This is a genomic window from Tritonibacter scottomollicae (assembly GCF_032924845.1).
GTDB classification, from domain to species: domain Bacteria; phylum Pseudomonadota; class Alphaproteobacteria; order Rhodobacterales; family Rhodobacteraceae; genus Epibacterium; species Epibacterium scottomollicae.
On sequence record NZ_CP136704.1, the window covers coordinates 149,034 to 164,153 of the forward strand.

General features: G+C 60.3%; 13 protein-coding genes. 9 read left to right on the forward strand and 4 right to left on the reverse strand.

What is annotated here, in order from left to right; translation table 11 throughout:
• Positions 1 to 2: 2 nt before the first annotated feature.
• Entirely contained in the window at positions 3 to 476 is a 474-nt protein-coding gene (locus R1T40_RS01430) for an SH3 domain-containing protein (protein ID WP_243395068.1), read from the reverse strand.
• A 275-nt stretch (positions 477 to 751) separates the two neighbouring features.
• On the opposite strand from R1T40_RS01430, the gene R1T40_RS01435 reads away from it, so the two are divergent.
• The 5 genes from R1T40_RS01435 (at position 752) to R1T40_RS22250 (ending at position 6,513) form a co-directional block, all read left to right on the forward strand.
• On the forward strand, positions 752 to 1,738 hold the full coding sequence (locus tag R1T40_RS01435) for a 2-hydroxyacid dehydrogenase (RefSeq protein WP_317385612.1): 987 nt from the start codon (positions 752 to 754) through the stop codon (positions 1,736 to 1,738).
• A 29-nt stretch (positions 1,739 to 1,767) separates the two neighbouring features.
• Positions 1,768 to 3,564 carry a gamma-glutamyltransferase gene (gene ggt, locus R1T40_RS01440; protein ID WP_317385613.1) on the forward strand — a complete coding sequence of 599 codons (1,797 nt, stop codon included), beginning with the start codon at positions 1,768 to 1,770 and terminating at the stop codon, positions 3,562 to 3,564.
• 280 nt (positions 3,565 to 3,844) lie between these two features.
• Positions 3,845 to 5,251 (forward strand): FAD-binding oxidoreductase, encoded by a 1,407-nt coding sequence (locus tag R1T40_RS01445; protein ID WP_317385614.1) that lies wholly within the window; start codon positions 3,845 to 3,847, stop codon positions 5,249 to 5,251.
• Between the two features lie 108 nt (positions 5,252 to 5,359).
• Entirely contained in the window at positions 5,360 to 5,815 is a 456-nt protein-coding gene (locus tag R1T40_RS01450) for a hypothetical protein (protein ID WP_317385615.1), read from the forward strand.
• Positions 5,816 to 6,132: 317 nt separating this feature from the next.
• Positions 6,133 to 6,513: a GFA family protein gene (locus tag R1T40_RS22250; protein WP_394805007.1), complete on the forward strand. Its 381-nt coding sequence runs from the start codon at positions 6,133 to 6,135 to the stop codon at positions 6,511 to 6,513.
• A gap of 375 nt (positions 6,514 to 6,888) precedes the next feature.
• On the opposite strand, the gene rsgA is transcribed toward R1T40_RS22250, so the two are convergent.
• Both rsgA and R1T40_RS01460 read right to left on the reverse strand, forming a co-directional pair.
• Positions 6,889 to 7,965, reverse strand: coding sequence for a ribosome small subunit-dependent GTPase A (gene rsgA, locus R1T40_RS01455; protein WP_317385616.1), 1,077 nt, complete (start codon positions 7,963 to 7,965; stop codon positions 6,889 to 6,891).
• A gap of 592 nt (positions 7,966 to 8,557) precedes the next feature.
• Positions 8,558 to 9,373 (reverse strand): alpha/beta fold hydrolase, encoded by an 816-nt coding sequence (locus R1T40_RS01460; protein ID WP_317385617.1) that lies wholly within the window; start codon positions 9,371 to 9,373, stop codon positions 8,558 to 8,560.
• Positions 9,374 to 9,467: 94 nt separating this feature from the next.
• On the opposite strand from R1T40_RS01460, the gene R1T40_RS01465 reads away from it, so the two are divergent.
• The 4 genes from R1T40_RS01465 to R1T40_RS01480 all read left to right on the forward strand — a co-directional run bounded on the left by R1T40_RS01465 (position 9,468) and on the right by R1T40_RS01480 (position 14,551).
• Positions 9,468 to 10,088, forward strand: coding sequence for a CGNR zinc finger domain-containing protein (locus tag R1T40_RS01465; RefSeq protein WP_317385618.1), 621 nt, complete (start codon positions 9,468 to 9,470; stop codon positions 10,086 to 10,088).
• Between the two features lie 202 nt (positions 10,089 to 10,290).
• Positions 10,291 to 10,584 (forward strand): DUF1330 domain-containing protein, encoded by a 294-nt coding sequence (locus R1T40_RS01470; protein WP_317385619.1) that lies wholly within the window; start codon positions 10,291 to 10,293, stop codon positions 10,582 to 10,584.
• Positions 10,585 to 10,907: 323 nt separating this feature from the next.
• On the forward strand, positions 10,908 to 13,415 hold the full coding sequence (locus R1T40_RS01475) for a GcvT family protein (protein WP_317385620.1): 2,508 nt from the start codon (positions 10,908 to 10,910) through the stop codon (positions 13,413 to 13,415).
• 170 nt (positions 13,416 to 13,585) lie between these two features.
• Positions 13,586 to 14,551: a GGDEF domain-containing protein gene (locus R1T40_RS01480; protein ID WP_317385621.1), complete on the forward strand. Its 966-nt coding sequence runs from the start codon at positions 13,586 to 13,588 to the stop codon at positions 14,549 to 14,551.
• A gap of 51 nt (positions 14,552 to 14,602) precedes the next feature.
• On the opposite strand, the gene R1T40_RS01485 is transcribed toward R1T40_RS01480, so the two are convergent.
• Positions 14,603 to 15,070: an EF-hand domain-containing protein gene (locus R1T40_RS01485; RefSeq protein ID WP_317385622.1), complete on the reverse strand. Its 468-nt coding sequence runs from the start codon at positions 15,068 to 15,070 to the stop codon at positions 14,603 to 14,605.
• Between the last annotated feature and the right edge of the window lie 50 nt (positions 15,071 to 15,120).

Consider the following 15,120-nt stretch of genomic DNA (forward strand, 5'->3'; position numbering starts at 1 on the left):
GGTCATTCGCGCAGCTCATCGGGGCCTACGCCCCAGAGCTTATCCTTGAGCGCCCAGCCGCTATGGCCACCGGCAGAAATCTCGCACCATTTCGGCTCGCAGGCTCCCAGTTGCGCCACAACACCCAGCTCAAACGCCGCCATGACCGGCGCGTTTTCCTCGGGGCGGGCGCGGACGCGCAGCATGTCTTCTTCGACCAGAACCGTGCGAATGCCGGACAGCAAGGCGTAGTGGACCCAGCCACCGGCGCCATCCCGGTCGCGCACCCGGCGCCAGTGTCCGTATTCGGCGATGATCTCCAGCGGCATGCTGCGCCGTTTGAACACCCAGTCGATCCGGTGCGTCAGAGAAGGTCCGCGCCGCACATTACCCTCTGCGGCCTTCATGGACACAAAGCGCGGCAGTGGCAGGTTGGTCACTGGCCCGCGTTTCTGGACGGTGGCTTCCTGTGCGGCCACACCGATATCACCCGCCATCGCGATTGCGACAAGCAAGACTGCGCCCAGCCCACGCAGTGTCAGGCCTCCGGCACTGGAGGCCCGTCCGCGTCTCTGTGTTCGATTGGTTTTCTGCACGGCCTCGATGCCCATCATTGTCCCGGGCGCCTTGTTTTTATGTCCTCAGAGCCCGCTGATCCTGCAGCATCACATACCGCAACGCAAGCGCGGGCGGAAGGGTGCTTGTGCCCGCAATTATCTTGCTCCACGATGCCATGGAACAGAACGACTTGCATAGCCGAGGGAGTAGGCACGTGCCCAGAGAACGCCTGAGTGTTGTTGTTACGCGACGCTTGCCAGAGTCGGTGGAAACCCGCCTGAGCGAATTGTTCGATGTGCGGTTGCGCAGCGACGACACCCCGATGAGCCGCGCCGAGCTGGCCGCAGCGATGAAAGAGGCCGATGTGCTGGTGCCCACGGTCACCGACACCATCGACGCCGCCCTTCTGGGGCAGGCGGGCGGGCAGCTGCGGCTGATCGCCAATTATGGGGCAGGGGTGGACAACATTGATGTCGCCACCGCCCGGCAGCGCGGCATTCTGGTCTCCAACACGCCCGGCGTGCTGACCGATGACACCGCCGACATGACCATGGCGCTGATCATGGCCGTGGTGCGCCGCATCCCTGAAGGTCTCGCCATCATGCAGAAGGGCGATTGGGAGGGCTGGTCCCCCACTGCGATGCTTGGCGGGCGGCTGGCGGGGCGGCGTCTCGGCATTCTCGGCATGGGCCGCATCGGTCAGGCGGTGGCGCGTCGTGCGCGCGCCTTCGGAATGCAGATCCACTACAACAACCGCCGACGCCTGCGCCCCGAGGTGGAAGAGGATCTGGAAGCCACCTGGTGGGAAAGCCTCGATCAGATGGTGGCCCGGATGGATGTGATCTCGATCCATTGCCCCTCGACGCCCTCCACCTTTCACCTGATGAACGCGCGGCGGCTGAAGCTGTTGAAACCCGACACGGTGATCGTCAACACCTCGCGCGGGGAGGTGATCGACGAGAACGCCCTGACGCGAGGCCTGCGCGCGGGTGAAATCGCGGGCTGTGGCCTCGACGTCTATGAGCACGGCACCACCATCAACCCACGTCTGCGCGAGCTGCCCAATGTGGTGCTGCTGCCGCATATGGGGTCTGCGACCCTCGAAGGGCGGATCGAGATGGGCGAAAAGGTTCTGTTGAACATCAAGACATTTGAAGACGGGCATCGCCCACCAGATCAGGTGGTGCCCTCCATGCTTTAAGCCCGGTTTGCGGGCAGTGGGAGGATAAGATGAGAACATATTTCTGGACCGGGGCCATATTGGCCCTGGCGAGTGCCGCGTCTGCGCAGCAGGCAGCGGATGCCGTGGCGCCAGAAGCCGGCACCATCGGCGCCGAATTTGCCGGTTTGGCCCTGTCGGATGTTGCGTCTGCATCCTTGGCGGCCCGGAATGCCGGTGAGGTTGTGCTGGCAGACGACTGGATGGTCGCCGCCGCCAACCCGCTTGCGGTCGAAGCCGGGGCGCGCATCCTGCGGGATGGGGGAACCGCAGCGGATGCCATGATTGCAGTGCAAACCGTGCTCGGGCTAGTGGAGCCGCAGTCCTCGGGATTGGGGGGCGGCGCATTTCTTGTCTATTATGATGCCTCAACAGGTGCGCTGAGCACGCTGGACGGGCGTGAAACCGCGCCCCTAGCGGCCACGCCACGCCTGTTTCAGGATCAAAACGGTGAACCCTTGGGGTTCTACGATGCGGTGGTCGGTGGACGTTCTGTCGGCACGCCGGGCACGCCGGCATTGCTGGAAGAGGCGCATCGCAAATGGGGCAAGGCCAATTGGGGCGGGTTGTTCACCGATGCCATCCGACTTGCCGAGTTGGGGTTTGCGGTCTCGCCGCGCATGGCGGGCTCCATCGCCAATGATGCCGAGCGGCTTGGCCGTTTTCCGGCAACCGCCGACTATTTCCTGCCAGAGGGCAAGCCGCTGGAGGCTGGCACGGTGATCACCAACCAGCCCTATGCCGATGTGCTGCGTGCAATGGCGTTCGAGGGCACAAGCGCCTTCTACACTGGACCCGTGGCGGCAGATATCGTGCGCACCGTACAGAACGCGGCAGGCAATCCCGGGGTGCTGTCCGAGGTCGACTTGGCGCTCTATCAGGTCAAGGAACGCCCTGCAGTCTGCGCCAACTATCGCGCGTTCGAGGCCTGTGGCATGGGGCCGCCGTCCTCCGGGGCGCTGACCGTGGGGCAGATCCTTGGCATGTTGGGGCAGTATGATCTGGCGGCGCTGGGCGCGGAGAGCCCCGAAAGCTGGCGCCTGATCGGGGATGCCTCGCGGCTCGCCTTTGCGGATCGTGGCCGCTACATGGCCGACAGCGATTATGTCCCGATGCCAACCAAAGGGCTGGTGGCTGACGACTATCTGGCCAAGCGCGCAAAGCTGCTGGAGGGCGATAAGGCGCTGGAAGGCGTGGCACCGGGTCATCCGGCCTTCGATCACGCGCTGAATTGGGCCGATGACGAAAGCATCGAGTTCCCCTCGACCTCGCATATCTCCATCGTCGACCAATATGGCAATGTGCTGTCGATGACGACGACGATCGAGAATGGCTTTGGCTCCCGGCTGATGACCAACGGGTTTTTGCTGAACAATGAGTTGACGGATTTCTCCTTTCGCAGTCACAGCGATGGCGTGCCCATCGCCAACCGACTGGAACCGGGCAAGCGCCCGCGCTCATCGATGGCACCAACCATCGTCATGCAGGATGGCAAGCCGGTGCTGGCGATCGGATCGCCCGGTGGCAGCCGCATCATCGGATATGTGGCCACTGCAATCGTTGCCTGGGCGGACTGGGGCATGACGGTGCAGGAAGCCGTGTCGCTGCCTCATGCGGTGAATCGCTTTGGTACCTATGATCTGGAAGAGGGCACCGAGGCTGAGGCGCTTGGGGACGCGCTGACCGCGATGGGCTATGAGGTCAACCTGCGGGATCTGAACTCCGGTCTGCATGCGATCGAGATCACCACCGATGGTCTTGAAGGGGCGGCAGACCCGCGACGCGAAGGCATCGCGCTGGGTCAATAGCGACACGCGCCTGCTGTGCAGGGGTGCCTCCGCCAGCGCCCGTTGCCCGGAACGTTGGAGAGATTGGAAAACTGAAGGGACGCCGCACCACTGGCGTCCCTTCCTCTTTGCGTGAATATGCGCGCGCATGCAGCGAGATCCTCTCATCGTCGATGTGGCAGTGCGCGTCGGTCTTGTGGCGCGCGCGCTGTCGACATAGTCTTGCGCCCAAGTGACCGTTAACAAGGCAAGCGTTTGGGCGAGCCAAGGACGGAAAGACAGTTCTGGGAGGACATCACGCATGGTTCAGGCCACCACTTTGCCCCGCAATGAGGGCGGTATCAAAGCCGCGGTTGAGGCGCTATCCGCCCGGTTCGGCGACCGGCTGCAGACCGGGCAGGCCCTGCGCGAACAACACGGCCACACCACCACCTGGATCGAGAATCAGGCCCCGGACGCCGTGGTTTTTCCCACCTCGACGGATGAGGTCTCTGAGATCGTGACCACTTGCGCCGAATTTGGCGTGCCGGTCATTCCCTTTGGCACCGGCACCTCGCTGGAGGGCCATGTCAACGCGCCTGCCGGGGGCATCTGTGTCGACATGATGCGGATGGACCAGATCCGCGCGGTGCATGCCGAAGACCTCGACGTGGTGGTCCAGCCCGGTGTCACCCGCGAACAGCTCAACACCTATCTGCGCGACCAGGGGCTGTTCTTCCCGATCGACCCCGGCGCCAATGCCTCGCTCGGCGGCATGGTCGCCACCCGCGCCTCCGGCACCAACGCGGTGCGCTACGGCACCATGAAGGACAATGTCCTCAGTCTCGAGGCGGTGATGGCCGATGGCACGGTGATCCGCACGGCGTCGCGGGCGAAGAAATCCTCCGCCGGCTATGACATGACGCGGCTGCTGGTGGGCTCCGAGGGCACCCTGGGGCTGATTACCGAGATCACCCTGCGGCTGCAGGGCATACCGGAGGCGATCCGCTCGGCGCGCTGTTCCTTCCACACCGTCGATGATGCCTGTCGCGCGGTGATGATGGTGATCCAGTATGGCATCCCGGTCGCCCGCATCGAGATGCTCGACGAGATGAGCGTGCGCGCCGCCAACCAGCATTCGGGCCTCGACCTGCCGGAGGGACCGCTGCTGCTGCTGGAATTCCACGGCTCGGACGCGGGCGTGGTGGAGCAGGCCGATACCTTTGCCCAGATCGCCGAGGAGTTTGGCGGTTTCGACATCGCCGCCACCTCCACCGCCGAGGAACGCAACAAGCTCTGGCAGGCGCGCCACGATATGTACTGGGCCTGCCTGAACCTGCGCCCCGGCGCTAAGGGGATCTCCACCGATGTCTGCGTGCCGATCTCGCGGCTGGCGGAATGCGTCTCCACCGCCCGCGCCAAGGCCGAAGAGTTGGGATTGATCGCACCGATGGTGGGGCATGTGGGCGACGGCAACTTCCACGCGCTGCTGCTGATCGACATGGAGAACGCCGAAGAGCGCGCCAAGGCCGATGAATATGTCGGCTGGCTCAACGATCTGGCGATCTCGATGGAGGGCACCTGTACCGGTGAGCATGGCATCGGGCAGGGCAAACGACCCTACCTGCGGCGCGAGCTGGGCGAGACGACCCGGTTCATGGCGGCGGTGAAAGCAGCGATGGATCCCGATAATATCCTCAATCCCGGCAAGATCCTGACCGACGCCTGACGGCGCCCGCGACTTTACCGTCTGCTGTCAAATTTCTGCCCCATCTTTCCGTCATTCTGGCGCGGAAGATGGGGGTTGGAGCTGGCAAGCAGGCCGGTAAGGGAAAGCATGTTTATCATCAGGCGACTTCATGGATTGTTTCGGTTTTATTCCTTCATTCTCCTGTGTGGACTGGTGATGGTCGGGGTCGATTACGACATGCAGGCCAAGGCGGTGGGGAAATCGTTTGGCGACTACGCACCAGACGCCTATCTGCGGACGCTGCAGTGGCGTCTCGGTGGTCCGGAGCAAGCCCGGCGGATGGCAGCCGCGGGCGCCATCCCTGACCCTGAGGCCGAAGTCACCTCTCCGCTGGATGTCGCGTTTCAGGCCTTGCGGGGTCTTAGCGTGGCAAAGGCCCATCTGATGGGGCAGGATATCGACGTCGATGAGGTTGCCCTGCTGCCTCCGCCCGCTGTTGCGCCGTCAGAGCCACCCTCAACAGTTGTTGCTCCAGTGGTTCAGGTGGAAGACAGCGATGCTGCGCGTCCCTGCGTGCGCCGGGGCAATGTGCTCAGCTGCTGACCTGAAATCAGATGGCAAGCAAAACCGATTTTCGTATTGGTTCGTTGACCCGGCGGATTACCGAGTTCCGCTTTCAAGTGGTCGTCACCCGACGGGCGGATCGGCACTGCTCGGAGGGCTATGGCCGACGGGCGAAGCTGGCACCAAGCGGTCACTCAGTCCAAGCGCAGCTAAGGTCGGCTTGGAGCCCAGTCCAACAGATGCTGCGAGAGGAGTTAATGACGGCTATTGCGGTATCGCATTTTGGGCAACAACACACTACGTATTAGCTCGATAGATAGGCATGTACGGATTTAGCACTTCGAGAGGATCACTTCATGAAAACGTTGGAAGGTGGATGTCTCTGTGGACATATCCGGTTTCGCACGACTGGGCTTCCTGAATTTCCTCACACGTGTTCATGCCGAATGTGCCAACGTCACACTGGCGCACTTACTGCAACATGGGTTGAGTTTCCGGCAGAAGCCGTTGAATGGATTGGTCTAGGCGGCAGGCCAGCCCTTTTTCGATCATCAGAGAAGTCGTCTCGGGCCTTTTGCTCGACTTGCGGCGGTTCGATTGGAGCTATTGACGATGAACCGGTTGTTGCGTTGCTCACCGGAGTTTTCGACAAACCTCATCTTAAAGTACTCAAACCGGAGACGCACTCGTACAAGGGATCGCGGCCAAAGTGGTGGCACCCGGATGTCGGCCCGTAGCCGCAAAAGGCACAGCGGTCGTTCATCTTTCATCATCGAAAGGCAGCAAAGTCCGCTCAGCTGACCTTGACCTCCGGTCTCAGTGCCAATTTGGTGTGCTGGCGAGGCGAACGGCGGGTGAGAGCCCTCCTTACCGATTTTCTGCACTGCGGTTAATGCCTGCTATCACGGCGAAGGCAATAACGTTCAACAACCACTTGGGTTTTGAAAGGGGCTTCTGGAAGCATTAAACAAGGACGTTTGCGGGCATTCCAAGAACGAGGGTTTATTGCCCCGTCCGCAGGTGAAACAGTACAGTGCCGTGCTGCAAGCCGTCCATGCGGCTTGCAGAGGTCGCCATCTTCCCTTAGCGATGCGTCTCGTCTGACGAGGCGCTCACCACTTATTTTTCTGTTGAATTGATCGGAACATTTTGTGCCGGGATCTGTCGTGCGTTTTGCGTTCGGCTAAGGTAGACGAATTAAAGCGCTCCTCAGCAGCCAACTTACGCCACCGTGCCAATCTGGACATGTCGATCTCACCCTGATCCTGTGCCTGCCGAATGGCACATCCTGGCTCCACCTCGTGTCGGCAATCCTTGAACCGACATTGACCTGCCAAAGCGACCAAATCATCAAACACTTCAGCAATCCCCGCTTCAACATCCGTCAATTGAAGTTCCCGCATGCCTGGCGTGTCCAGCACAGCGCAGCCACCGGTCGTAAAGTGCAACTGGCGTCGTGTTGTTGTATGGCGACCTTTACTATCATCTTCCCGAATGGCTGCAGTCTCCACAACACCGCCTTGCAAAAGGGCATTTACCAGCGTTGACTTTCCAACCCCAGACGACCCAAGAAACGCAACGGTCTGGCTCAGTGCGCACCACGAAGATAGTTTGGCTATTGGTTCATCGCTCAAGGCATTCAGGGGCACAACCGGGACGCGGTTCGAAATTGCGCTTGCCGCTTCGACATAGGGCGCATGATCTTCGCACACATCGGCTTTGGTGAGCAAAATAACCGGCGTAACCTCCGCGTCGAATGCCAATGCGACATAGCGCTCTAGCCGTGCAATGTTAAAATCCCTGTTGCACGATGACACGATAAAAACGGTATCCACATTGGCTGCTATCAGCTGGCGCTTGCGGTCTTTTCCTGGGGCTCGTCGTTCAAACGCACTGCTGCGGTGCAAGAGCCTGCTGTTCGTTGGTTCGTGCGCATCAAAGAGAAGCCAGTCCCCAACGGTCGCATCAAGCCCGGGCGGTATCATTGTATCGATTTCATCACCCAAGAGATGTAAACCGGTTCTGTGAACTTCGATCACTCGGGCGGGAGGTGTGCGGATGAGGTCTTCGATACTGGATTGCTGACTGAAAAATGGCTTCCAGCCCAACCTTTCCAAGACCAGGGATTCACGTTCGGGAATCTGTTGTGACGCCGCAGGCGGCATAAATTGCGAGTAGTCTCGTGTCATTGTGGTGAACTCTCATGTTCAACGTCCAAGGCAATGCCTGGTCTGCAAAAGTGTGCGTAAACTAGGATGCAAAAAACCATCACTCGCAACCTTGCCAGGCAGCGCGTTCGTTTGGACTAATTTTGCATCGGGAGGGCGTTATGCCTCCCCACTTTAACAGGTCATCAAACCTCCAAGAGTTTGTAGCTGTATATGCGGCAACGGTTCTTTTAGCAAGCATTGCCACGTGTGGGGGACAGTAGATACGCGCGGATGTTGCGCTCTATGCGAGCTGTAACCGCGTTCATTCTGCCGTTCAAAGATCAACGTTTTTTGAACGGTTTGCCAGACCGGACACTGGCGAAGCCGCAGCGAAAGTAACCTTCGTCCGCATTGTGTGAGTTCGCGACCTGCGTAGCGAAGGACCGCTATGCAGGTTCGTGTCTAAGGCCGTGGATCCGCTTTGGGCTGGCCTGCGTCATCTAGCCGCAGGCGCCAGGTGCAGAATCGCTGCAACCCTGCTGCCGCATCGCCGCAAGCCGGCTTGGAGCCCATTGCGCCTGATGCTGCGCGGTGTGCGAGTGGCGGCTTGTTGGATTGGACCGACTGTCATTCAGAGAAACTTCCGCACCTGATCGAGCACAGCATCAGGGTTTTCGAGCTGCGGCAGATGCCCGACCCCCGGCATGGTCGTGAACTCGGCATCCGGCATCAGATCGTGAAGAGATCGCCCGCGTTCGAGGGGAATCCAGGGATCATCCTCACCCCAGACGATTTTTGTTGGACAGCGAACTGCGCCGAACTGTGGCTCAACTTCAGCCGTATATTTCTCGTCCGCCTGTGCGAACTGACGATAGAAGCTCGAAGCGCCGTCCTCCGTCAGCCAAGGTGCGACTAGGTTTTTCAGATCTTCTGCTGGTATGTCATTAACGAGCGCACCTTCGATGTAAGCAGTGACCAGCGCGCGATGAATGTGTGCAGGCAGCCCCTGAAAGGCGTCGACATGTTGCCCCATATGGTCAAAAAAATCTGACCCCCAGGGGCGCATTGCAACGACGTTCATGAGAACATATTTCTCGAAATCACACCCATGCAGCAGATGGGCGCGCAATGTCGTTGCGCCGCCAAAATCATGCGCAACGACGTGCGGACGCGTTAGCCCCCAATGACCCAGCATTTCAGCGAAGACTTCACCTTGAACATCGAGCGATGTGCGTTGTTCGGCGCTTTTGGCCGATTGGCCGTAGCCGGGCATATCGTACCAATGGACGCGAAAATCCTTCGCCAGATTGGGGATCACGCGATGCCACGAGAATGATGACCAGGGCCATCCGTGGGCCAGCACGAGGTTCGGTCCTTCGCCGATCCGCCCTGCCGCGACTCTGCCCGCAGCCGTCTCATAGGTTTCATGCAAGCTCCAACCCGTCATTCCGATCTCCATTCTTACCATCAAAAAGATATTGATGGTAAGATACCCACCTGCTTCACACTGTCAAATCCGTGTTTTAAGGTGAGATATGGGTATGTTGGATCAAACCGTCTGGATTGAAGATGACCTCATCGGGGGGCATCCTGTCTTGGATTTTCTAAATACCGCTGGCGGTCGCACAAAGCTGCGCGATGTGGAGCGGCTGACCGACTTTCCGACCTTTCTTGAATGGGCCGTTGTGGCCGATGTCTTGTCCGAGCAGGAGGCCCGCGACCTGCTTGCGCGTGAGCAGAACGACGCTGACGCGGCGCAAGCTGTCTTGGCAGACACACGGCGTTTTCGCGAAGCACTGCACGCCCTCCTGATGGCTGAACAAGCGGATCTGGAATGGCCCGAGCCTGAACGCACTCAGGTTATAGACGCCATTCGCCAAGCACTTTGGAACGCGCATCTTGAAAGCGACGGAGATACGTACAGATGGGCAACTTCAGCCCAACAATCTAATCTGGAGCTACCCAAAGTAAGGATCGTCCTGTTGCTTGAAGCACTGCTTCGGAGCGATGATCTTGCACGAATGCGGAACTGCGAGCGCTGCTCTTGGCTGTTTATTGATCGGGGGCGGGGACGTGCGCGTCGTTGGTGCAGCATGGCCGCGTGCGGTAGCAGAGCCAAGTCGGCGAAATACTACCGTCGTAAGACGACGAAATCCAAGTAGCCGACATTGGCGCATGTGTAGCGAAATGGGACTTTGTACGGCGGTCCTGCCACTCAGGAGAGCTGCGGCGAAGGTCGGCGGTGAGCCCTTCTCAGACCCCGTAGATGCCGAAACTGACGATTGGAGTGCGCCGCTGGCGGCTAAAGAGTATGCATTCTAAGCTGCCTGGGCAGCCTGATCATGCGCAATGAAGGAGAGCATCGTGACAGCATACATCATTGGCCAGATGGAGATTCACAGTCGGGATTGGATGGATGAATACTTTGCGAAGATTCCTGACCTGGTGAAACGTCACAACGGGGCTTTCAAGGTCCGTGGCGGCAAGCCGGAGCAACTTGAAGGGGAGGGCAAGATGCCTGATGCTGCTTTCGTCATCGAGTTTCCAGACCGCAGTCATGCTACATCATTCTGGAATTCCGACGAGTTCCAGTCTCTTGCGGTTCTGCGACGCACTGGCTCCACACTGAACGCAATCCTCACTGATGCGGTGGAGTGATCGCGTTTCGGCTTTGTCCGCACTGCCGACGCCGACCTATACCGCACCTTGGGACCGGTCTGGGGCAAAACTGTTTCGCTATTGCTTGGCGCGGGCCGTTGACAAGATTCGCAAGATCCGTCCGGTGGCGTCGGCACGGTACGGCACGCGACACAGAGCCCGCGCGCGCAACATCCTGTCGCGGTTAGCCTGCACTGATATCATCCGAAACATAAGCCGAAGTCGGTTTTATCATTTTTTGCGTCGGACTGATTTCGCGTCCGTGCTGAACTCTGCGTCATAAACAATACAATCGTGAATCAGAGAACTCGGAGAGCGGGCTCATGAAAACCCAAGTCAAAGCACTTGTTGTCGGTGGTGGTGCCATCGGGACCTCGATCGCATATCACCTGGCCAAGGCCGGTTGGGACGACGTCATGCTCATCGAGCGTGACGAGCTGACCTCCGGCTCCACCTGGCACGCAGCCGGCCTGTTGCCGCTGTTCAACATGTCCTATGCGACAACCCATATCCACAAATACTCGGTCGATTTCTACAAGACCCTGGAGGCTGAAACCGGCCTCAACGCGGGCTTTGCGGTCGTCGGCAACCTGCGCATGGCGCAGACGCAGGAGCGCATGGACGAATACATGCTCTATGCCTCCACCGCGGAGACCTGTGGCGTGAACTACGAATGGCTGACCCCGGATGAGATCAAGGAACGCTGGCCGCTGATCGAGACCTCCGACCTGAAGGGCGCGATCTACCACACCGAGGACGGCTATATTAACCCCGCCGACGTGACCCAGGCGATGGCCAAGGGCGCGCGCCAGCACGGCGCAGAGATCGTGCGCAAGCTGCAGGCCGATGCTTTCCATTGGACCGGCACCCATTGGGAAGTCACCTGCACCAAGATGGTGGAAAAGGGCGGCAACCTTGTGGAGAGCGACGAGCAGGTGGTGATCACCGCCGAGCATGTCGTCACCGCCTCCGGCAACCACGCGCAGCGCACTGCCAAGATGCTGGGCATCAAGATGCCCGCCGTCCCGGTCGAGCACCAGTTCATCGTCACCGATGTGGACCCGGCGCTGCAGGCGTTCCGTGACGAGGGCAACCCGGAGCATCCGGTGATCCGCGACGCCGACGCACAATCCTATGTGCGCGAAGAGCGTGGCGGCTGGATCCTCGGCGTTTACGAAAAACACGCGCCGGCCTGCTTTGAATATGGCGTTCCGGACAGCTTCCGCGCCGATCTGTTCCCGCTGGCGCTGGAGCGCATCGAAGACCAGTATATGGCGATGATCCACCGCATGCCCTCCAGCGAGGAATGCGGCCTGAAGGACGACTTCAACGGCCCGATCTGCTACACGCCGGACGGCAACCCGCTGGTTGGCCCCGCACCGGGCCTGCGCAACATGTGGCTGGCAGAGGGCTTCTCCTTCGGCATCACCGCTGCGGGCGGCACAGGGTATTACCTGGCGCAGATGATGGTGGAGGGCGAGGCCGAGATCGACATGGCGTCGCTCGACCCGAAACGCTACTCCTCCAACTGGATGACCACCGAGTTTGCGGCGCGCAAGAACGAGGAAGCTTACGACCACGTCTACATCCTGCACCACCCGGACGAGGAACGCCCGGCGGCCCGCCCGCTGCGCACCGCGCCCGCATTTGATCGTCAAAAAGCCCGCGGCGCACAATTCGGCTGGGTCAACGGCTGGGAACGCCCGAACTACTTCGGCCCCGTGGATGCGCCGGACAGCTTCGACCATGACGCCCGCAGCTTCCGACGTGGCGGCTGGTGGCAGCATGCCGTGGATGAGGCCAAGTCGATCCGCGAGGGTGTCGGCCTGATCGACGCGACCGCCTTCACCAAGCATATCGTCAAGGGTCCCGGCGCGACGGCTTTCCTCGACTGGTTCACCTGCAACAAGCTGCCGAAAGTGGGCCGCATCAACCTGACCTATGCGCTGACCGTGGCGGGCACCACCCGCACCGAGTACACCATCGTCCGCCTCAAGGATGACGAGTACTACCTGGTCTCCGCCGGGGCATGGACCGAGTATGATGCCGACTATCTGAAGAAGGCGATTGCCGACAAGGAAGCCGACTTCGGCCGGATCGAGCTGCAGGACGTGACCACCCAATGGGGCGTCTTTGCCATCGCCGGTCCGAAGTCCCGTGACGTCCTCAAGGAGGTCATCCGCGACGCCGATCCGGAAACCGCCCTGTCGAACAAGCGCTTCCCGTGGCTGTCTGCTCGTCAGATCGAACTGGGCATGTGTCCGGTCAACGCGATCCGCGTGGCCTATACCGGAGAGCTGGGCTGGGAACTTCACCACCCGATGGAGATGCAGAACTACCTGTTCGATCTGCTTGAAAAGGCCGGCGAGAAGCATGGTATGAAGCTGGTCGGGGCCCGCGCTCAGAACTGGCTGCGTCAGGAGAAATCCTACCGCGCCTTTGGCAACGAGCTGGGCCGTGACGCGACCCCGCTGGAGGCCGACCTGCCGCGCTTTGTCGACCTGAACAAAGAGTTCTTCGGCAAGGACAAGCTGGAAGAGACCGGCGTGCGCGTCAAATGCTGCACCCTGCTGATCGACGGTCCGGCGGATGCCGATCCGTGGGGGCACGAGGCGCTTTATGCCGAGGATGGCACCCGGGTGGGGCGTCTGACCTCCGGCGGCTACTCGGTTGCGTTCGAGAAATCCATCGGCATGGGCTACGTCAAGCCCGAGCAGGCGGTCGAAGGCACCAAGCTGAAGGTCAAGATGCAGGACAAGCTCTGGGATGCGGTTGTCACCTGCGACAGCCCCTATGATCCGAAGAACGAAACTATCCGCAAGGACGGCTGATCCCCTCCGACACTGTGCGCCGCCTCTCGAAAGTGATGCGGCGACACCACCATAGAGAAGCGCTCCGACTTGGTCGGAGCGCTTTTCGCTTGGTCAGCGCCTGAAATCGCGGGATATTGTGTCAGTTACGGCGGCGCTCGGGAGTGAGGCCGCCTGAGGTTAAAGAGACAGTGATAACGAGTAGACTTCTAGCCGTCTTTGGGGACATTCCGGCACATCGCCTCGACTGTGCCACCCGCATGTTCTGTGTCCTGCTTTTGCTCGGGCTTGCCGTAAAAAGTGCGGTGCTGGCACATTGGGTGCTTGTTGGTTTTCTGATCGCACTTGCCGGTATCATCTTTGTCAATCTGCTGGCCTTGTGGCGGCACAGCGCGGCGCGTGTGCCGCTCTCTGTGTTGGTGGCGGTTCTCACAGCGACCGTTATTCTGACAACCTTTTATGTCGGTATATCTGGTGCGATCTGGATGTTTCCGGTGTTGGTGGGGCTGCGCTTTGCTGCGTCCCCGGCGCAATATCAGCCCGCGCGGCTGGTGCTTATCGTGATGGTGCCGCTGGTGGTGCTGTATCATGGGGATGCCGGGAATGCTGGGCGCCTGCTGGCGGCGGCTTTGATTTCCTCCGCCTATCTTTGGCTCGCCGAAGGGGAGATGGTGTCCCTGCGCGCAAAACTGGACCGTGATGAGGGGCGCGATCCCCTGACCCGGGCCTTTTCCCGCGCCAGTCTTGAACAGGACCGGGAGATGATATCGCGACTCGCGCCGGTCGGGCTGGTGGTGATCCGGCTGGATGGGGTGATGGCGCTGCGCAACCAGGGGCAGGACCGTCAGGCAGACAAGTTGATAGCCTCTGTGGCCAGAGAGATCATACCGATCCTCAGCACCCGAGAGCGGCTCTATCGCCTTGGCAACAGTGAATTTATGATCGGGCTGGCTGGCTGGCGCGCTTTTGAGAGTTACGAGCTGGGGCAGCATATCTGCAGGTCAGTACAGCCGACGCTGCCCGAGGGCGTGAACGCACAGAGCGGTGCCGCTGAGGTGCATGACCCGGAGGAGTTCGAAAGCGCCCTGGCCCGTGCTATGGCCGGATTGGATACAGCGCCAACCGGCGTAGCTCCGTTTTCACCCGAGGTGCTCTGACATTCGTCCTCTGGCAGGCTTTCATCTCTCGCGACCCGACAGGGATTGCGTTCAATGGGAGAGATCGGCGTCGGAGATGATCCCGTCTTTATCCCGATCAAGGCTATGTGCAAGCCGTGCGGAATGATGATTGTATTCCCTGCGTGAAATGAAGCCATCGGCATCCGTATCCGCAAAGGTGAAAGCATCAATCCGGCCGGGGCTGGCGTTTTGCGCCTGATAGCTCTGACCCATCTGCGCGTAGCGCGCTTGCGCAGCCCGCAGCGATGCGTCGAACTCATCGGGGCTGATCTTGTCGTCGCCGTTCAGGTCAATCTCGTTAAACTGGAGGTTGCGCAATGCAATGGCCTCATCCACCAACACGACCCCGTCGCCATCAAAATCGAGACTGCGCAGGAAACTCGGATCAGCCAGCGCCGAAGACGCGGCAACCGTTGCTGCAATCAGTGAGGTTGCGAGCACACGCCCGACAATACAGACCGCGGCAGGGGCGGCGATAGGGCGGGGACGTTGCAACATCGGAGAGACCTTGTTCTTCTTCTATCGTAGAAATAGGCGCTCAGTTGACG